Here is a 20379-nt window from a genome sequence, read left to right on the forward strand (position 1 = left end):
CCTCCAATTCCGCTATCAAAAACTCCGTTCAAATCATAAAATTTATTCCGGCCATTGGTCTCTTTCACATCTGCTGATAAAATCATAATGCAGGCTTTCAAAAGCATCATTGGGATAAGATTCTCCATCCTGATGAAGTTCCAACCCATCCAAATCCATCATTTCATTGATATACGCCAGCGTATCATGGATTCCAGCAATATGTTCTTCCTGAAGCATCTCTGCCAACATACTTTTTTGTTCAAGTGTCAAAGAAGAAAGGAATTTATTTTTTGCCTGATTGTCCTGTGTATGAGGAAAACTGCCTTCTAAAACCCATTTTGCTGTCACGCTATCCTTTTGTTCTACAAGACCATCAATAAATGCTTTATATAATTCTAATTCTTTGCCCATACACATCTTCCTCGTTTTTCCATTATAATTAAGAATTTATTTCGATTTTGTATTTTCAAAAGTTGCCTTCTGTCATAATCATATCTGCCAGTTCCTAGTGCAGATTGCCTTGAAATATAAATATGTATCATACCTTACTTTCCTAACCTTTTCAGATATTGTGCAGGAACCATCTTTGTCAGCCATACACCATTGGCGGATAGAAGAAAAGTGTATCCATCCTGCTGCATCTGCCCTGCATTGACCAGATAAATAACTGGTTTTCCATGTCTGCGTCCTACTTTTTCTGCCGTTGCCGTATCAGGAGACAAATGAACATATAATCGGTATTGAGGAAGTAACCCTTTTGCCTCAATGGAAGCAGAAAACCGTTCCGCTGTCCCATGATACAAGATTTCCGGCGGCTCCGTTACAGAAAGCTCCACATCGACCTGAATGGAATGTCCTTGATTTGCACGAATCTTGGTTTTATCTTCGTTAAAGGAATACCTCTCTTTGTTGTCAGTTCTTACAATTTCCTCTAAAACCTCAAAATCAATGGGATATTTCCTGCCAATGCCTGCTAAAAGTGCCTCCACATTTGCCCAGCCATTGGCATCCAATTGAATCCCAATGACCTCTGGCTTATGCCGTAAAATCAAACTGATATATTTGCTGATTTTTGTTAAGTCAGAATTTGTTACTCTCATATATATCTTCTCCCGATGTTCTCCTAACATTGATGACTTCTTTTGTCATCTCTTTATATCTTTCACTTCCATGTTCAATCATTTGAAAATAATTATATCTTCTAAAAAATTCTGCACATTTACTAATCCATACACTCTTATAGCAATCATAAGATCAATGATGTCTATTGAGACTTCATATACACTACAACGTCTGTATCCTGTTTCTCATGTATGTTTATTGCTGAAATGCAAATGACAATATGTATTTCAATTGCTTCCTGAAAATACCAATCTTTCTCTTGTGGAAATTTTCTGTTATATAGCCCCTCCTAAATGGGATCACCATAATACCATGCTCCTACAATTAACTTTTCTTGTTGATTAATACCAGATTGATTCATGAATTTCGTGATTTGACTATCATAATCCAATCCGCTGCCAGCCATCTAACCGTTCCTGCAAAGCCTCAATTTTCCATTTTTCACCTATTCGTTTCATGAGAAAACGGCGTTCAAAGCCCGCACTTTTTGTTTTAGTATAAATATATAATTTATTCTTTGTAAGCTGTTCCGCATCTATAAACATGTCTTCGCTATAAGTTCCTGCGGGGCTGTAAGAAAGTGCCAAAGGACGGTATCCTAATCTTGGTTTTTCGCTGACGTACTGTTCCCAAATATTCATCAATTGCAGTTTTACCTCTTCATCCTCAAAGCCCTTTTGAGATACATACTTTTCCCATATTGTCATGGCTTCAAAAAAATCTTTCAGTATCTTCTGACATTCTTCCACCGCCTGCTGATCCAGCTTTACCGATTTTTTCGCCTTTTCTCTTTGAAGCTTTGAGAAATGTTCCATCTGTTCCTGATTGAACTGTTCTTTAGAAACTGGCTCAATTCTAGGATGATTTGCAATATTCAAAAGTCCTTCATATGTAACTGCCGTATGGTCTATCTGGATATGTGTAAGTTTCGGAATAGAAGCCGCCTGCAACAAACCATTGTCATTGAGACCTGTATGATTGAGCGTCAACAGATCAATCTTACATTCCTTCATTACATTTAAACTGCTTCCCGTGATTCTGCGATTACCATCAAGGAGCAGATAACGCAACTTTGGCATAGTTGCAAACACATAAAAACAAACATCTGTTAATCGTCCATATTCCACACCGAAATTCACCATATTTTTAGAGCCAATAAATGGCATCAACAATTCATCCGTCAGAGCATTGTTTTTCACATAAAATCCAACCGGCTTATAATCTGCCAACTTCTCCATGATTTCCATGGTCAGTTCCGGCATTTCTATAGTTCTTTCTCCATCGAATATTAAAATATCATTTTCCCACCGTATGGTTCGTGCGCGTTTGGGAAATTCTGTCATTATAATTCTTCCTTTCATAGAGATGTCAGCTTTGCTCCACAAAGCGCACCTGTTTTCCTCCAATTTCAAACTCCAGCTTTACTGCATAGTCATCTGCCCAAGGTTTACACTTATTGAGCAACGACATAATGAGCTGGTCCGGTTCTTCATCAAAAGTCACGCGCAAAATAACAGACCAATCTGCATATTTTTCTTGGAATACTTCACTTTGTGTGTGATTAAGGTAACCCTCCATCTTATCCAGCAGCGCTTTTTGTGTTTGAGGAGAACCATCAATAAAGCCATTGCAGACCAAAACCATTAAAACTTCATTGGTTTCACGTTTTTCTGCAAGAATATCGATTTTTTGTAAATCACCAAACATGTCTTCAACTGCCATGATTCTCACCAATCCCTTTCTCGGATTGCCTCTTCTATATCAATGGGAATGGCAAACCATTCCAAAATATAAGCCACAGTTACTCCAATACAGTCTCGTGCGACTGTTTCAATCTCACTGTCATTCTGGTCAAATTCCTCCTGCAAGTCATTGATACCACAGACTGCTTCATCCAGTTTTTCCTGTACGACTTCTACATCTGTTTCACCGCTTTCCAGCAAATCAATGACCTTCTGGAGTTCGTCTTTTACTTTGTCTACCAAAAAAGTTGGATAGTAATCATCCTGATACATCTCATCTAAAAGTTTATAATTGGTGTCAAATAATTTCATAGTTCCTATCACCGCTTATTCGTCGTATTCTTGCGCAATATCAATAAAATGGATATACACACCGCAAACATTTCCTTCCGCATCATAGCCAAAATAAGAAGGGTATGCGCCATCTCCCCAGCCGGATGCAAAAATAGGAACATTGCAGTCAGTATTTGGAATATTCCAGTTTAACCAGTCACCATATTCTCTTTGATACTTTGGATATTTTTTTGCGTTTTCTTCTAACAAATCGCAAAACAGATTATTATAAGGGTCTATGTCCGGATCATCTTTTAGACGCTGTTCCCAATACGCATTGAAAGCTTCTTGTGCTTTCACATCCGCAATACAACCCATGCCTGCGTCCACACCAAAACCAAAAAAGGCATCTTCTTCCAGTTCATCATCCAAGTTTTCATTCCCCAACATTCCTAATTCATAACGAACAGGTTTCTGATGACTGATTTCTACTTTTACACAGGCATACCGATCACCGTATTTTTCACTTGGTACCACGCAGATTTTCACTGGATAAATCCCTGAGGGAATGGTCTGCATAAATGGTTCCATATCCTCCAGTTCAATCAACGGATCACATGCGAATATCGCACCTGTAGGAAAAGGCACATCCCCAATTTCCAGTACATCTATTGGGGTTTTTCTGATCATCTTTTCTGTGAAATAAGCATCCAAATCAATTTTGCAGGTTAATTTTTCTTTTATCGCTTCATATTTTTCCATCCATTCTTTTTGCGGCATTGCATTTCCTCCTTTTTATCCCACAATGTTGGCACGTTCTATTCCATGCTCCAAGGAACCAGAAACTTCAATGGTATGTCCCCAAAACATATCATCATCCTCATAATAAGCAGTAAATCCATCCTCAAAGGGAAAAGCAAGTTCAGACAGTGAAATACGTTCTGCAAAGATTTTCTCTGTAATGGGCGAAGTACTTTCATCATCTTCTTCCATCCACTCATTGGCAAGGCTCGTCAGCTCTTTTGCAGAAAAAGCACGCATGTCCTGATCCCATTTTTCCAGCTCTGAAACCATACTTCTGGCAGTATTGCAGGTAGTTTTCCATGTAGACCGGTCCTGCGCATCTACTTCCAGCACCAGCGAAATTTCTGTTTCATTCCACTGGAATGAACCTTCGAACATTTCGAAATCCCGATTCAATGTCAGCTTTCCCAGCACTTCATCCTCGATGATAACAGGCTGATTATATGCTTCCCAAACTTCCTCAAGCTGTGGACAGGAAGCCTTTTGTTCCAACACATCAACTACACACCAAGCGTTGAATTCTTCTGGTGCGACATTCTTAGGGACATATTTATCCAGCAGCTTTCGAATTTTCATACGACAAATCTGTCCTTTTTTGAATCTGTTCCAAGTGTTTTGACTGCTGCGTTCCTCTTCTGTAATAAGCCAGTTCAAACGTCCTCTTTTTGTATCAACTTTGCCATTTGTACAGAACACCATACCAAGAGTGGTTGTCAGCATTTCCCATTGATTCTCAAAAGGACTTGCGCCAAGAGTTTGCTGTATCAAAACAAATGCTTCCTGTTCATCAGGGGAATATTTTTCATAAAACTTCTCATTCATTTTAAACATCTCCTTTAAAATGCAGCCCAAAATATAGGGATTTCAGGCATCAATGATATGGTTTCTGATTGCAATCATTCTCTATAAACCAGCAGTTCGTCAATAGCTTATTTGTAACCAGTTTTTAGAAAAGCAAATGTCCATCATTCATATACATCTATTGTAAATGATGGCTAAATAAACGTAAAGAGCACTTTATAATAATCTGATTCCTAAATTCATTTTTAACAACTTCCAAACAACCTTTACAAAAAAAAGCTTTCTGAAACAGAAAGCTTTTTCTATCAATGCATTATATACTTTTTAAGTTATTTCAAATTTTTCTGAAAAAATGCGGTGATCTTATCAAAAGGAATGGCGTTTTTTCCACCACCATCATACAAATCCGTATGTACAGTGTCTGGGATAATCATCAGTTCTTTATTTTCCGTATAAGCATTATCTTTTACCATGTCCGCATAGGCATCTTTGCTGAAATAGCAAGAGTGTGCCTTTTCTCCATGAATGATCAGCACTGCGCTTCTAATTTCATTGCTGTAGCGTAAAATAGGCATATTCAGAAAAGACATACAACCTGTAACATTCCAACCATCATTAGAATTCAAAGAACGGATATGATATCCTCGTTCCGTTTTATAGTAATCATAATAATCTTTTACAAAAAATGGAGCATCTTCTGGCAAAGGATCAACTACACCGCCGCCGCGAACGTAAACACATGTTTTATATTCTTCTGTTCTTTGCTGATTCAGTGCCTTTCGTTTTTCAAAGCGCTGCTCCTCACTATTTTCGGAGTCAAAATAGCCGTTGGCGTTGACGCGGCTCATATCATACATGGTTGCTGTCACTGTTGCTTTAATTCTTGTATCAATTGCTGCAGCATTCAGCGCCATGCCGCCCCATCCACAAATGCCGATGATACCAATTTTTTCAGGGTCAACATATTCCTGAACAGACAGGAAGTCCACAGCTGCTTGAAAATCTTCTGTATTGATATCAGGAGAAGCCATGTATCTAGGTTCACCGCCACTTTCTCCTGTAAAAGAAGGATCGAATGCCATGGTCAAAAAACCCCGTTCTGCCATAGTTTGCGCATATAAACCAGATGCCTGTTCTTTTACGGCGCCGAAAGGTCCGCATACAGCAATGGCTGGCAGTTTTCCTGTTGCATTTACAGGCGTATATAAGTCTGCTACAAGTGTGATTCCATAGCGGTTATGAAAAGTCACTTTGGAATGTGTAACTTTATCACTTTTTGGAAAGACTTTATCCCATTCTTCTGTTAAGTGTAATTGCGTCATATTTTCACCTTCCTATACGAACAAAATTTTTAATTCTTCAAATCACCATAGTAATAAGCTGCCGTCGCGCCGCCATCAGCTAAAAAAGTAGAACCTGTGATAAATGAACCACGGTCGCTCATTAATAATTCTGCAATATTGGCAATTTCGTCAGCGGTTCCAGGTCTACCAGCAGGACAGTTTTTAAACATATTTTTATAAAAATCTCCTCTAACACCTTTAAATTCATCAAGAGCCAAAGGTGTTACAATAATGCCAGGAGCAATGGCATTGAGTCTTGCCCCACGTTTCCCCCACTCTACAGCCTGTGCCATAACCCGTTTTTCATTGCATCTTTTTGCAATCTGGTAAGCATGGAGCGTATCTTTAATATGTTCTTCCTGTAAAATATCCAATTCCAAAAGTTCATCTACAGGTGTACATGCGAGCAGTTCATCTTCCTCGGTTGTCAAAGCCGGCATACGAAAACCAGATTGACTTGAAATGGTTACACCAACGCCGCCTTCACAAATTACTTTTCCTACTTCTTCCAAAAGAACAGCTGTGCCATATAAATCTACCTGTAAAATGGTCTTGATGGACGCTTGACTGGGAGAAACACCTGCAGCATTGACCAGCACTTTGATAGGGCCGTATTTCTGACCTTCCGCAATCATGGAACAAATTGATTCCTTTGATGATAAATCCATTTCAAGCGGAACAACATCAAATCCTGCTTGATTCATAATTTCTGCTGTTTTCACTGCGTTTTCCAGCTTCTTATCCCCTACAATGATTTTCATACCATAACCCATTCTGCGAGCAATTGCCATACCAATCTGCCCTGCACCTACCCAGAGCATTACATTCTTTTTCATCATAAGGATTTCCCCATTTCGTAGGCTTCTTGACAAGCCGGAGTTTTCTCAATTTCACCCTTATGCCATGCACCTGTTCCATAGATGATACCTGCTTCTTTGGTTCCTTCCAGACAGTCTTCTGTAAATCCACGGAATGCTTCCATGGTACGCGCCAGATTTGCTTTGTCTGTATCAGCTGCGGTCATGATGAAATAAAAATCCTTGTTTGTGATTTCCGTATATCTGGGAACGGTTCTATCAATAAAGTTTTTCATTCTCCCGTTCATGGAATAGAAGTAAACAGGTGTTGAAAATACAATGACATCTGCTGTCACCATTTTATCCAGAATTTCTTTCATATCATCCTTCTGCACACAAAGATGTGTTTCATTACAAACACCACATCCAGTACAGTAGCCAATATTCTTTTCAGCCAGAAAGACCTTTTCTACGTGATTACCGCTTTCCTGTGCACCTTTTGCAAAGTAATCGCAAAGTGTATCAGAATTGCCATGTTTTCTCGGACTTGCTGAAATAATCAATACATTTTTCATTTATCTGCATCCTCCCAAACTTCTTTTGCCATACGGAATGCTGCCCATGCCTTTGGCCATCCTGCATAAAAGGCAGCATGTGTCAAAATTTCTGCCATTTCTTCTGCTGTTACGCCGTGATTTTTTGCGTTCTGTAAGTGGAATTTCAAAGAAGAATCCAGAATACCGCTTGCCATCAGTGCTGTTACCGTTACAATACTTCTATCTCTTGCAGATAACTGTTCTTCTCTAGACCACACCTGACCGAAAAGAACATCATCATTTAATTCCGCAAATTTAGGTGCGAATGCACCCAGTTCATCTCTACCTGCTGTTACTTTTGCCATAATCTTTACACCTCTTCTTCCAATTTTGCATATGCTTCATCTGAAACAGGTTCACACCATTCGTTGCTGCAATTTTCCCCGGGCACTTCAATTGCCAGATGCTGGAACCAGGAATCTGCTGCTGCACCATGCCAATGTTTTACACCAGTTGGAATGTGTACAACGCTGCCCGGATGAAGTTTTACGGGTTTCTGACCCCATTCCTGATACCAACCTTCTCCGGCAGTTACCAGCAGCATCTGTCCACCGCCTTTGTCTGCATGATGGATGTGCCAGTTATTGCGGCATCCCGGTTCAAATGTTACATTGCCTACCACTACCTGTTCCGTAGAAAGCATATTCAAATAGCTCTGACCAACAAAATATTTTGCGTATGCATCATTCGGTTCCCCTACGGGAAATACGCTCATTTCTTCTGGTTTCATGCTTCATTCCTCCTTATATCCATTTTTCAAAATCTTTTCTGGAACGGCTCACACTGCTGCCGTAAATTGCCAACCCTTTTTCTACTTTTGCATTGGGGCATAAGCGTTTGATGTCCTTTTCACTCCGTCCCATTCCACTTCCTTCATGTGTGCAGAAAGGTTTGATAATTTTTCCACTAAAATCAAAATGTTCCAAAAACGTAAAGACTGCCATAGGCATGGTACTCCAGTAATTGGGGAAGCCAAGATAAATGGTATCATAAGCATCTATGCTTTCGGGATACGCCTTTAATTCAGGACGGGCATCTCGTTTCTGGTCTTCCTGTGCCTGCGCGATACACTGATTGTAGCCTTTCGCATAAGGCTGCATCTGCTCAATCTTGAACAAATCCGCATCTGTCAATTCCTGCAGAATGCCTGCTGCCACTTCCGTATTTCCTACTGTCAAATTTCTCAGCATGCCACTTACATAATTTTCATCAGCTCTTGAATAAAAAGCAATCAACTTTTTTCCCATCTTGTTCCCTCCTTTTCTTTGTTTTTATTATACCGCCCCATTGATTGACGAAGAATCTCCAATATGTTATGATTGTATAAACCATTGGTTTATACTTTGTGTTGGAGGTGTATCATGTATAACCCACTTTTAAACACCTTTGTGGCTGTTGCTGACTGCGGCAGTTTTACAAAAGCATCTGAAGTATTGTTCATATCACCAACAGCTGTTATGAAGCAAATGAATGCATTGGAAAAGCATTTAGAATTGAAACTCATCGAACGCACTCCCTCTGGCATTCACTTGACGCAAGCAGGTGCTGTCATTTACAAAGAAGCAAAATTCATGATGGAGTATTCCCAAAAAGCGATTTCTAAAGCAAAAGCTGCCCTTTATGACTATGAAACAACCTTTTGCGTTGGTACATCCTTGCTGAATCCCGCAAAACCTTTTATGGATTTGTGGTATCTGGTCAATCAGGATTTTCCTTCCTATAAGCTGCATCTTGTTCCCTTTGCAGATAATCATGATGGGATTCTTTCTGAAATTGAAAAGCTTGGAGAAAAGTTTGACTTCCTCATTGGTGTCTGCGATTCTAAAGAATGGCTTTGCAGATGTAATTTTCTTCCCCTTGGAAGGTATCAAAAAATGGTTGCTGTTTCCCGGGAGCATCCTCTCGCATCACGAAGCAGCATCAATGTAGAAGATCTTCATGGTGAAACACTGATGATGGTACGAAAAGGCGATTCAGAAACAAATGACCATATCCGTAGTGATCTGGAAAAGAATCACCCACAAATACACATTGAAGACACACCGCAATTCTACGACCTTTCTGTATTTAATCGTTGTGCAGAAACAGGAAACGTACTTTTAACCATTGAGTGTTGGCGGGATGTTCATCCTGGTTTGGTTTCTATTCCTGTTAATTGGGATTACAGCATTCCTTATGGTTTACTCTATAGTTTTGATGCACCAAAAGATGTTTTGCAGTTTGTGCAGGCAGTGAAGAATATCAAATCTTTGCCGAAAGAAATATAATTTTTTGATTTGACTTCTCACAAAAAAATGAGATATTAAAAATAGCCAGAATCCTTTATTTTGGGGATTCTGGCTATTTTTGTTTTGTAAATTAAAAAGGCTTGCCATCCGCAATGAACAGATGGCAAGCCACATCCTTTGGCTGCTTCAATAATTTTGAAGTATTTTAGGAACATCTCTTTTGCAATATTAACGTTCTTTTGTCATGTACAGTATGTCATTATTTTGGAGGTTATTTTGATCGACAGTTATTTGTGAGCATGTTGCTCTTTCAAAAACAATCTCAAAACCATTGCCACAGCCGCAAGAATGATAATCATCCAAAATGTACTGTTATACGCACCGCCGGATTTTTCAATCAGAACACTGGAAATCATTGGACCAATGATTGCTGCCGGTGCCAGAGAAAAGTTGGCAATACTGAAGTTAACAGCATAGTTTTTGGGTCCAAAGCGATCCAGAATTACAGTGGACGCCAATGTTGGTGTACCGCCATATCCAAGACCACTGAAGATCAGACCCAGCAGGATGAATGGCGCAGCGTTAAAGAACGCACCTAATGTTAACAAAATACCTGCACAAAGCACGAAGCTTGTATTCAACAAGGTAGATTTCTTTTCTTTAAAACGGTCAAAGAATGCACCATGAATCACACGTCCGATACCATTAAACAGAGAAACAATAAGCCCCAAAACAGCAGGAATGCCAAAGGAAACTGCAATTGTTGCTGCGCTGTTGATTACCAGAAGGCTGGCAGAATTCAACAGAATGGTCCAAACAACGAATATCCAGAAGGATTTTTCCCGGATCATTTCACTTGCTGTATAACCAAAGTCATCGGGCTTTTTCTGTTCAACTGTTTTTCCGGGTTCCACAGGAGGTGGTGTGATGAATATTGATCCAACAAACAAAACAACTGCAATCAATATGCCTAAGATTCTGAATGTTGGAAATAAGCCGATCTTTTCAATAACACTACCAACAGTGCCGCCTAATACAATACCACCCAGACCAAAGCCCAGCAGCATGACACCAGATGCCAAGCCTGCTCTGTCTGCAAAGCTTTTGTTGACCGTACTGATAATGGCATTATATCCCATACCAACACCGCTGCCGCACAGGAACCCATAGAGGATATACAGAAGAATCAAGCTTGTAGCGGAATCTTCAGGATTAAGCATAGATACCCCGAAGAATCCAACAAAAAGCATAACTGCTGCAATCCGCAGAATATTTTGTGTGCTGATTTTTTTCGCAAGATTCCCTGCCACGAATGCACTCAGGCAAAAGAAAATCATGGAAATCGTAAATGTCATGGACAATTGTGAAACTGTCCAACTTTCATAGACACTTTTGAATGGAGCATTGAAAATAGACCATGCATAAAGCAAACCGAGGAACAATAACATGAACGTCCCCGCGATCAGCTTTATCCAACGATTTACACTTGCACCCATAGGTTTTCCTCCTATCGCTTGTTGGATCTCCGCCAAATCTTCTGTTCTTCAGCTGCTTTAATCAATTCATCACGGAAATCAGGATGGGCAATGGAGATGATAGCTTCGGCTCTCTGCCATGTTGCCAAGCCAGACAATTGTGCAACACCATATTCTGTTACCATTCTAGGTGCCTGTGTTCTAGGTGTTGTGATTACATCACCTGCTGTAAATTTAGGCAGAATACGAGAATGCACTTCTCCCTGTTTGTCTTTGAATGTGGAAGACATTGCCAGGAATGCCTGTCCATGTTCAGCAGCATAAGCACCTGTTACGAAGTCCAGCTGTCCGCCTGTACCACTGATATGCCTTGTGCCGGATGTTTCGGAGCAAACCTGACCATACAGGTCCATGGATACACAGCCGTTGATAGATACAAAATGGTCCAGCTGTCTGATGGTTTCAGGATTGTTTACGTATCTCATAGGTGCAGACATAATATCAATGTTGTGATCCAGGAATTCATACAGGTCTGTGGAACCATTACAGATGGAGAATACACCTTTGCCGCGGTTCAGCAGTTTTTTCTTATTTGTGATTTTGCCAGCCTGATATAGTTTCAGGTAGCCATCACTCATCAGTTCTGTGTGCATACCCAGATCTTTCAGGTCGGAATCAGCAATCAGACCACCCAAAGCGTTGGGCATGCCGCCAATACCAATCTGCAGTGTGATACCATCATACAGGTAAGGGAAAATATTTCCCGCAATTTTTTTGTCGATTTCAGAAGGTGCACCACCGGGAGCAATACCCAGAGGTTTTGTGCTTTCTACAACGTAGTCAACTTCAGAAATATGGATATGGTCACATTCCATACCAAAAACAAAAGGCATATTGGGGTTTACTTCCAAGATAATATGATCAGCAGCGTCCAGCATTTCCTGCATACAGCAGTTTGTCAGACCGTAGCTGAAATAACCGTTTTTGTCCATGGGTGCTACGGTAATCATAGCCACGTTAACGGGTGCATAGCCTCTTGTATAGTAGGAACCGCAATTTCTGAAAAGCATAGGAGAATAGAAAGCTCTCCCCTGATCTACATATTTTCTGTCGATACCGGAGCAATGCCACAGGTTATAAGTAAATGCTTTCTGGTCAGGATCCTGTTCTACAACCTGAACAGGTTTCATGCTGATGGCATTTCTTACGTTGACATCTTCCAGTTCATCTCTGCGTGCTGCAAGGGCAGCGTCCAAATCTTCTGGGAAAGAGCAGGTCTGGCTGTAGTCTACCCAATCACCACTTTTAACAATTTTTACTGCTTCTTCAGCAGATACCAGTTTCTTTTTGTATTCTTCATATACATTCATAATTCAACACTCATTTCCTAGAAATTTTAGAAACAGCGAATCCCAGCGGTTGTATTGCTGAGATTCGCCTACTTTATTTACCTAGAGTCAGTATTTCCTGTTATACCAAATCCATACCTACTTTGATTGCTTTCAGGTTGTCTTCAACAAAAGCAGGTTTTACGTTTTCTCTTACGATTCTGTCCCAATCGATGTTGTCCAGTTTCATAGCCTTGATGATTGTGCCCAGCAGGATGATGTTCATAACTTTGCCGTTGCCCAGTTTCACTGCTTCTTCTGTTGCGTTTACAACAGTTACATCGTGGCATGCTTTTTTGATTTCATCAATGATGTCAGCTGCATAATCAGCTTTCCCCATAATAACGGGCATGGGCATCATTTCATGATCGTTGACAACAACTTTACCGTCTTTTTTCAGGTATTCCAGCCATCTCAGTGCTTCCATTTTTTCGAAAGACACGATCATGTCTGCGGAACCTTTTTCAATAACGGGAGACCAAACTTTATCACCATATCTAACCTGAGAAGAAACGCTGCCGCCTCTCTGGCTCATGCCGTGGATTTCACTCATTTTTACGTCATAGCCTTCTTCCATCAGGCCCAATGTCAGAAGTTTAGAAGCAAGGATAGTACCCTGACCACCTACACCAACCAATAATACACTCTTTGTCATCTTATTTCTCCACCTTTCCGATTGCATTCTTAGGACAAATCTGCTGGCATACATCACAGCCTACGCACTGCAGAGGATCGATTTCTGCTTTCTTATCATCTCTGTTCAGGAACAAAGCAGGACATCCGCTCTTCAAGCACATCTTACATCCGATACATTTATCTTTGTCAACAATGTTCTTTGTTTTATATGCTTCAGGGAATTTTGCTTTATCTTCTTCACTGAATTTCTTCAATACGCAAGGGTATTTTGTGATGATAACAGAAGGTTCGTCAAGAGAAAGTGCCCAATCCAAGGTTTCTCTTACCAGCTGCAGGTTGTTGGGGTTGATTGTTCTGATGTTTTTCGCACCCAAAGATCTGCATACTGTTTCGATATCCAGTTCTGTTGCATCGCTGCCGTCAGCATGTTTACCTGTACCAGGGTTTTCCTGATGACCAGTCATACCTGTGATTCTGTTGTCCAGAATGATATTTACGGTCTTAGAACCATTGTAAATACATTCAACCAGGGAGTTCATACCTGTGTGGAAGAATGTGGAGTCGCCCAAAACAGATACAACTCTCATATCTTCGTGGAACATTTCGAATTTCTTAGCTGCGCCATGACCCATGGAGAAACTTGCGCCCATACACAGGTTCAGGTCCATTGCATTGTAAGGATCTGCGTAACCCAGAGTATAACATCCAATATCACCAGAAATCAATACATTCTTTTTCTTGCCCAGTTCATAGAACAGACCTCTGTGAGGGCAGCCTGCGCACAGTGCGGGTGGACGAGCTACTACTTTTGTTCTGTCGTAATCTACGCTGTCATATGTTTTGCCGAATACGCATTTTCTGATTACGTCAGGTGTCAGTTCGTCATATGCAGGGAATGTGTTTTTGCCTTTGGGATCGAAGCCAAGTCTCTGGATTTCTTCTTCCAAAATAGGATCATTTTCTTCGATTACATAGATAATATCCAGACCTGTGCAGAATTTTTTGATCAGGTCAGAAGGCAGAGGATATGTAAAACCAAGTTTCAGATAGTTTACATCATCACCGAAAACTTCTTTCGCATAGCAATAGCACATACCGGAAACAACAACGCCGACTTTTTTGCCATTGTCTTCGATTCTGTTCATAGGTGTTGTTTCAGAGAATTCTTTCAGTTTTACCAGTCTATCTTCCAGCAGGATTCTCTGTTTTTTTGCAATTGTGGGAGGATTCAGATGTTTTGCAATATTCTTTTCATATTTTTTTGCAGGAACTTCTACTCTTTCACCGCAGTCTACGATACCTTTAGAATGGCAAAGTCTTGTTGTCATTCTCATCAGGATAGGAGTATCCAGTTTTTCAGAAATTTCAAAAGCTTCTTTCATGAATGCTCTTGCTTCCTGAGAATCGGAGGGTTCCATCATAGCAAGTTTTGCTGCTTTTGCATAATGTCTGTTATCCTGTTCATTCTGAGAAGAATGCTGACCGGGTTCGTCAGCTGTAATAATAACCATACCGCCGTTTACGCCCTGATATACAAAAGAGAACAGAGGGTCTGCCGCTACGTTCAGACCAACGTGTTTCATAGAAGCCATACTTCTTGCACCTGCGATAGATGCACCAACAGCTGCTTCCAGAGCTACTTTTTCGTTGGGTGCCCATTCAGAATACACTTCTTTGTAGCCGGTCATATTTTCCAGAATTTCTGTACTGGGAGTACCAGGGTAAGCTGATGCAAAATTCACGCCAGCTTCCCAAGCGCCTCTCACCAAAGCTTCGTTACCTGTCATTAATTTCTTCATACTTCAATTTCCTTCTTCCATTCCATAATAAATACACATTTTTATGCGTTGAATACTTCTTCAAAAATCGGCAGGGATTTTTCGATTGTTTCTTTTGCTACGCAGTAGCACAGTCTGAAATAACCTTCTACGCCAAAATCGTCGGAAGGAACGACCAACAGATTTTTCAGCTTACATTTTTCAGAGAAAGCTTTTCCATCGCCGCCGGGTGCTTTTACGAACAGATAGAACGCACCGTCAGGACTTGCACATTCATAACCAATTTTCTTCAGACCATTGTAAAGCAGTTTCCGGTTTACATCGTATGCTTCCAGGTCAGGTTTTTCATATGCACAGCGAGCAACTACACGCTGAATCAGTGTCGGAGGACATACATGACCAATTACTCTGGATGCCCCTGCGATTGCAGCAAACATTTCTTTTGCATCTGTCATTTTTTCGGGAACATATACATAACCGATACGTTCGCCGGGCAGAGACAGAGATTTGGAATAAGAATAGCATACGAGTGTATCTTTGTAGATAGAAGGAAGCCAAGGCACTTCTACACCATCATATACCAGTTCACGATAAGGTTCATCGGAAATCAGATATACAGGTCTACCAAGTTCTTCACTCTTCTTTGTCAGGATCGCTGCCACTTTTTCCAGTGTTTCTCTGCTGAATACAACGCCGGAGGGGTTGTTGGGAGAGTTAATGATCACTGCCTGTGTATGTTCATTGATCATTGCTTCTAATGTTTTCAGATCAATCTGGAAGTGTTCTGTATCGGCAGGTACATATACGAACTTGCTGCCGGTACTTTCAACAAAAGGACGATATTCAGGGAAGAACGGTGCAACTGCCAGAATTTCTGTATTGCTGTCAATATTCAGTGCTTTGCACACTGCAATCAGTGCAGGTGCTGCACCACAGGTGAAATACAGGTCTGCGCCATGAATTTCTGTTCCTGTACGTTCTGCCAGTTCTTTTGCAACCGCATCTCTTGCATCAGCAAAGCCAGGTGCGCTGCTATATCCATGAACCAGCAGACTATCTTCATTCTTGATAATATCAATTGCAGCTTCGTTTACAGCTGGAGGAGCAGGAATACTGGGATTGCCCAGAGAGAAATCGAAAACGTTTTCCTTACCTACTACTGCTGCTTGCTGCAAACCGTATTCAAACAATTCGCGAATACAGGATTTCGCACTACCAAGACCATAAAAATACTGATTATACATATTTCAGCCTCCATTCTCTTTTGTTGCAGTTACTTTATCTTTTGCAAGTATCACACAAGGCTCATACCCACTTGAATTGCCTTCAGGTTATCTTCTACAAATGCAGGTTTCACATTTTCACTGACAATCTTATTCCAGTTGATATCTTCCAGACCCATGGCTTTGATGATGGTGCCAAGGAGGATGATATTCATTACTTTGCCATTGCCAAGTTTGACTGCTTCTTCTGTTGCGTTAACAACCGTAACGTCTTTGCAGTTATCCTGCATTTCTTTAATGATATCTGGAGAATAATCCGCCTTACCCATGATGACGGGCATCGGCATCATTTCGTGATTGTTGACAACAACTTTTCCATCTTTTTTCAGGTATTCCAGCCATCTCAGAGCTTCCATTTTTTCAAAAGATACGATCATATCCGCGGAGCCTTTTTCAATAACGGGAGACCAAACTTTTTCACCATATCTTACCTGAGAAGATACGCTGCCGCCCCTTTGGCTCATACCGTGGATCTCACTCATTTTTACATCATATCCCTCTTCCATCAGACCCAGTGTCAGGAGCTTAGAAGCAAGGATGGTACCCTGACCGCCTACGCCAACCAGCAAAATGCTTTTTGTTTTTTTATCACTCATCTTCTTAGCGCTCCTTTCCGATTGCCTGTTTCGGACATACCTGTTCACATACGCCGCAGCCTACACACTGCAGAGAATCAATACCAGCTTTTTTGGTTTCTCTGTCAATGTAAAGAGCGGGACAGCCTGTCTTCAGGCACAGCTTACAGCCAATACATTTATCTGTGTCTACAACGTCTTTGGTCTTGTATGCTGTAGGGAATTTCGCTTTATCGTCTTCGCTGAATTTCTTCAGAACGCAAGGCCATTTTGTGATGATTACAGAAGGTTCATCCAGACCAAGAGTCCAATCCAGTGTTTCTCTCATGAGTGTCAGATTGTTGGGGTCGATGGTTCTGATATTTTTTGCACCCAGTGCTCTACATATGGTTTCAATGTCGATTGCTGTTGCATCACTGCCATCTGCATGTTTGCCAGAACCAGGGTTTTCCTGATGACCTGTCATACCAGTAATTCTGTTGTCGAGAATAACACTGACGGTCTTGGAATTGTTGTACAGACATTCTGTCAGGGAGTTGATACCTGTATGGAAGAATGTGGAGTCACCCATGACACCAACCACTCTCGTATCTTCGCCCTTCTGTTCGAAAGCTTTCGCAGCGCCATGACCTGTGGAGAAAGCTGCACCCATACATACGCAGGAATCAATTGCGTTGTAAGGTTCCGCAAAGCCCAGTGTATAACAGCCGATGTCACCTGTTACCATGACATTCTTTCTCTTGCCCAGTTCATAGAAGAAACCTCTATGAGGACATCCTGCACACAGTGCGGGGGGTCTGGGAACAACTTTTGCTTTGTCATAATCAATGGTTTCAAATTCTTCGCCATGAACACATCTGCGAATTACATCGGATGTCAGTTCGTCATAAGCGGGGAATGTATTTTTGCCTTTTGGTTCAAAGCCAAGTCTCTGTACTTCTGCTTCGATCAGCGGATCATTTTCTTCGATTACATAGATCGTATCTAAACCTTTGCAGAATTCTGCGATTTTTTTCTGAGGCAGTGGATATGTAAAGCCCAATTTCAAATAGTTTACATCATCGCCAAAAACTTCTTTTGCAAAACAGTAACACATACCAGAAGTAATCACACCAACTTTGCTTCCATTGTCTTCCACAAAGTTCAGCGGTGTCTGTTCGGAGAATTCTTCTAACTTTTTCAGCCTTTCTGCCAGTTCCACTCTGCGCACCTTTGCATTGGCAGGAACCATTACATATTTCTTCGCATTTTTCTCATAAGGTTTTACAGGAGCTTTTTCCACTCTGTCGCCACAGTCTACCAGCCCTTTGGAATGACAAGCTCTTGTGGTCATTCTCATGAGTACCGGTGTATCAAAACGCTCAGAAATTTCGTAAGCTTCTTTCATGAAATCTCTTGCTTCTGCACTTGTTGCAGGTTCCATCATGGGAATCATTGCAGCTCGTGCATAATTTCTGTTGTCCTGTTCATTCTGAGAAGAATGCTGTCCAGGTTCATCGGCAGTTACAACAACCATACCGCCATTTACACCAGTATAAACAAATGTAAACAGAGGATCTGCAGCAACATTCAAGCCTACATGCTTCATTGCTGCTAAACTTCTTACACCTGCGATAGATGCACCGATGGCAGCTTCCATTGCTACCTTTTCGTTGGGTGCCCATTCGGAGTAAACTTCCTTCCGTGCAGACATATTTTCGATAATTTCTGTGGAAGGGGTGCCCGGATATGCGGAAGCAACTAATACGCCGGCTTCCCATGCGCCCTGCACCAGAGCTTCGTTACCTGTCATCAGTTTTTTCATAACTATCCTCCTTATCTGCTTTGGTTGTGTCATATGTCATGATGTACTTTTACATTTTTTGACGATGGAATGATTTTTCCTTACGCTTCACTTTGCTTACAGGGAATGAATTTACCGATGATACCGCCGATGACTGCAGGCAGAATCCATCCCAGAGAATATTCATGCAGTGGCAGATACTGAGTATATGTCAGAGGCAGACCAAAACCAGCCAGAACTTCAGACAAGCTGATTACGAATGCGAACAGTGTTGCCACTCTGATTACGTTGTCATTTTTGATATATTTCCCAAAGAACATCAATACGGACATTGTGATGAAGCAAGGGAAGATTACAGACAGAATAGGTGCTGCTACGCTGATGATTTTGTCGATACCAGCATTAGATACTACGAAGGAGAATACGGACATTACAATTACGACTGTTTTGTATTTGCATCTGCCGTTTGTCAGTTTTTCCAGTGTACCTGCAAAACCAGATGTCAGACCAATTGCAGTTGTCAAACATGCGAACAATACGATAACTGCCATCATGATAACGCCCCATGTGCCCAACAATTCTTCTGTGATTGCTACCAGCAGTGCTGCCTGGTTGTAATCTTCATAACTGCCAGAAGAAACAGTAGAGCCAAGGTGTGTCAAACCACCATAGATAACGAACAGCAAAATTCCGGCCAGCAGGGCTGCTCTTGCCAGCAGACGCCCCTGTATATCTTTTGTTGCATAACCTTTTTCAGTTACTGCACCCATGATTGCTACGATGATCAAGCCAACGCCCAGAGGGTCCATTGTCTGATAACCATTGATGATACCTTCTTTGATTGTTACTACTGTAGATTCTTCTGCAATGGGACCAATGGGATCTACAATACCAAGAACAATCAGTACAAGTACACAAATTACAAGAATAGGTGTCAGATAATTACCTACGATATCAACGACCTTGGATGGACGAATTGTCAGGAAACAAACAATTGCAAAGAAGATAAAGCTGAAAACCCAAATGCTTAAGCTGGGAAACATCTGTGACCAGCCCATTTCAAATGTTGTTGCAGCAGTTCTGGGTACAGCCAAGCAAGGTGCAAGACAGGTAGCAATGATGATTGCTACAACGGTTGCCATCTTTTTCCCCAATCTGCTGGGAATACCAGTCATGGACAAATCGTTGCTTCGAATGGTAGCAAAAATTGCGATCATGGAAACACCGATATCGACAATGAAGAAGAAAAAGAATCCCAGGAACCATTCCGCGCCTGTCATTCTCCCCAAATAGGGCGGAAATATCAAGTTGCCTGCGCCAAAGAAAATCGCAAACATTGTTAAGCCAACCGCCATGATGTCTTTACCCTTAAGATTATTCATTACACATTCTCCCTTCCATACATTATTACAGTTATAAATCCGGTAACATTTCTAACTTTTGAACTGCACCCCATTTGTTAGACAGTATGATATACTGAATAACAAGTGGGGTGATTTTTATGCCAAAAGGAGTACCAAATAAACGATATACACCAGAATTCAAGCAACTGGTGGTAGAAACGATGCGGGAAGAAGGTCTAAGTCTCAGTGAAACCATGAGAAGATTTAATATCAACTGTCTCGGTATTATTAAGCGCTGGGAGCGCATCTATCTTGAGGAGGGTCCAGAAGGTTTAGCGGTAGAACGACGGGGACGTAAAAATACAGGACAGCCAGCAAAGCTGCCTAAAGAGATAGAGGAAGATTTGATTGCAGAAAATCAACGGCTGCG

The 20379-nt window shown here is 41.1% G+C and carries 23 protein-coding genes; 2 read left to right on the forward strand and 21 right to left on the reverse strand.

What is annotated here, in order from left to right; translation table 11 throughout:
- Positions 1–42: 42 nt before the first annotated feature.
- From BUB35_RS08785 to BUB35_RS08845, 13 genes are all read right to left on the reverse strand, one after another.
- Positions 43–393 (reverse strand): DUF6547 family protein, encoded by a 351-nt coding sequence (locus tag BUB35_RS08785; protein ID WP_072850937.1) that lies wholly within the window; start codon positions 391–393, stop codon positions 43–45.
- 134 nt (positions 394–527) lie between these two features.
- Positions 528–1082, reverse strand: a complete 555-nt coding sequence (locus BUB35_RS08790) for an RNA 2'-phosphotransferase (protein ID WP_072850939.1) — start codon at positions 1080–1082, stop codon at positions 528–530.
- Between the two features lie 402 nt (positions 1083–1484).
- Complete coding sequence (locus tag BUB35_RS08795) at positions 1485–2465, reverse strand: NTF2 fold immunity protein (protein ID WP_084730629.1); 981 nt, start codon at positions 2463–2465, stop codon at positions 1485–1487.
- 7 nt (positions 2466–2472) lie between these two features.
- Entirely contained in the window at positions 2473–2826 is a 354-nt protein-coding gene (locus tag BUB35_RS08800) for a hypothetical protein (protein ID WP_072850943.1), read from the reverse strand.
- 5 nt (positions 2827–2831) lie between these two features.
- Complete coding sequence (locus BUB35_RS08805; RefSeq protein WP_072850945.1) at positions 2832–3158, reverse strand: DUF5713 family protein; 327 nt, start codon at positions 3156–3158, stop codon at positions 2832–2834.
- Positions 3159–3173: 15 nt separating this feature from the next.
- A complete protein-coding gene (locus BUB35_RS08810) occupies positions 3174–3899 on the reverse strand; it encodes a DUF4241 domain-containing protein (protein ID WP_072850947.1) in 726 nt (241 codons plus the stop codon).
- A 15-nt stretch (positions 3900–3914) separates the two neighbouring features.
- Positions 3915–4745 (reverse strand): DUF2262 domain-containing protein, encoded by an 831-nt coding sequence (locus BUB35_RS08815; protein WP_072850949.1) that lies wholly within the window; start codon positions 4743–4745, stop codon positions 3915–3917.
- Between the two features lie 308 nt (positions 4746–5053).
- Complete coding sequence (locus BUB35_RS08820; protein ID WP_072850951.1) at positions 5054–6046, reverse strand: alpha/beta hydrolase; 993 nt, start codon at positions 6044–6046, stop codon at positions 5054–5056.
- 29 nt (positions 6047–6075) lie between these two features.
- The gene (locus BUB35_RS08825; RefSeq protein WP_330391138.1) at positions 6076–6906 is read right to left on the reverse strand and encodes an SDR family oxidoreductase; all 831 of its coding nucleotides are present in this window, start codon (positions 6904–6906) and stop codon (positions 6076–6078) included.
- Positions 6903–7439: a flavodoxin family protein gene (locus BUB35_RS08830; protein WP_072850953.1), complete on the reverse strand. Its 537-nt coding sequence runs from the start codon at positions 7437–7439 to the stop codon at positions 6903–6905. The genes BUB35_RS08825 and BUB35_RS08830 overlap by 4 nt, the downstream gene beginning before the upstream one ends.
- On the reverse strand, positions 7436–7765 hold the full coding sequence (locus tag BUB35_RS08835) for a carboxymuconolactone decarboxylase family protein (protein WP_072850955.1): 330 nt from the start codon (positions 7763–7765) through the stop codon (positions 7436–7438). The genes BUB35_RS08830 and BUB35_RS08835 overlap by 4 nt, the downstream gene beginning before the upstream one ends.
- A gap of 5 nt (positions 7766–7770) precedes the next feature.
- Entirely contained in the window at positions 7771–8190 is a 420-nt protein-coding gene (locus BUB35_RS08840) for a cupin domain-containing protein (RefSeq protein ID WP_072850957.1), read from the reverse strand.
- A gap of 13 nt (positions 8191–8203) precedes the next feature.
- The gene (locus tag BUB35_RS08845) at positions 8204–8707 is read right to left on the reverse strand and encodes a flavodoxin (RefSeq protein WP_072850959.1); all 504 of its coding nucleotides are present in this window, start codon (positions 8705–8707) and stop codon (positions 8204–8206) included.
- Positions 8708–8821: 114 nt separating this feature from the next.
- On the opposite strand from BUB35_RS08845, the gene BUB35_RS08850 reads away from it, so the two are divergent.
- A complete protein-coding gene (locus tag BUB35_RS08850) occupies positions 8822–9727 on the forward strand; it encodes a LysR family transcriptional regulator (protein WP_072850961.1) in 906 nt (301 codons plus the stop codon).
- A 248-nt stretch (positions 9728–9975) separates the two neighbouring features.
- On the opposite strand, the gene BUB35_RS08855 is transcribed toward BUB35_RS08850, so the two are convergent.
- The 8 genes from BUB35_RS08855 to brnQ all read right to left on the reverse strand — a co-directional run bounded on the left by BUB35_RS08855 (position 9976) and on the right by brnQ (position 19988).
- Entirely contained in the window at positions 9976–11184 is a 1209-nt protein-coding gene (locus BUB35_RS08855; RefSeq protein ID WP_072850963.1) for an MFS transporter, read from the reverse strand.
- An 11-nt stretch (positions 11185–11195) separates the two neighbouring features.
- Positions 11196–12533 (reverse strand): acetyl-CoA hydrolase/transferase family protein, encoded by a 1338-nt coding sequence (locus BUB35_RS08860; RefSeq protein ID WP_072850965.1) that lies wholly within the window; start codon positions 12531–12533, stop codon positions 11196–11198.
- A 100-nt stretch (positions 12534–12633) separates the two neighbouring features.
- Positions 12634–13206: an indolepyruvate oxidoreductase subunit beta gene (locus BUB35_RS08865; RefSeq protein WP_072850967.1), complete on the reverse strand. Its 573-nt coding sequence runs from the start codon at positions 13204–13206 to the stop codon at positions 12634–12636.
- 1 nt (position 13207) lies between these two features.
- A complete protein-coding gene (gene iorA, locus BUB35_RS08870; protein ID WP_072850970.1) occupies positions 13208–14986 on the reverse strand; it encodes an indolepyruvate ferredoxin oxidoreductase subunit alpha in 1779 nt (592 codons plus the stop codon).
- 41 nt (positions 14987–15027) lie between these two features.
- Positions 15028–16209: a pyridoxal phosphate-dependent aminotransferase gene (locus BUB35_RS08875; protein ID WP_072850972.1), complete on the reverse strand. Its 1182-nt coding sequence runs from the start codon at positions 16207–16209 to the stop codon at positions 15028–15030.
- 50 nt (positions 16210–16259) lie between these two features.
- Complete coding sequence (locus tag BUB35_RS08880; RefSeq protein WP_072850974.1) at positions 16260–16844, reverse strand: indolepyruvate oxidoreductase subunit beta; 585 nt, start codon at positions 16842–16844, stop codon at positions 16260–16262.
- Between the two features lie 4 nt (positions 16845–16848).
- The gene (iorA, locus tag BUB35_RS08885) at positions 16849–18627 is read right to left on the reverse strand and encodes an indolepyruvate ferredoxin oxidoreductase subunit alpha (RefSeq protein WP_072850976.1); all 1779 of its coding nucleotides are present in this window, start codon (positions 18625–18627) and stop codon (positions 16849–16851) included.
- Between the two features lie 80 nt (positions 18628–18707).
- A complete protein-coding gene (brnQ, locus tag BUB35_RS08890; RefSeq protein WP_072850978.1) occupies positions 18708–19988 on the reverse strand; it encodes a branched-chain amino acid transport system II carrier protein in 1281 nt (426 codons plus the stop codon).
- A gap of 119 nt (positions 19989–20107) precedes the next feature.
- Here brnQ and BUB35_RS08895 point away from each other — a divergent pair.
- On the forward strand, positions 20108–20379 hold a 272-nt coding region (locus BUB35_RS08895; RefSeq protein ID WP_072850980.1), incomplete at its 3' end, for a helix-turn-helix domain-containing protein.

It is taken from the genome of Anaerotignum lactatifermentans DSM 14214, assembly GCF_900142265.1.
In the GTDB taxonomy this organism is placed as follows: domain Bacteria; phylum Bacillota; class Clostridia; order Lachnospirales; family Anaerotignaceae; genus Anaerotignum; species Anaerotignum lactatifermentans.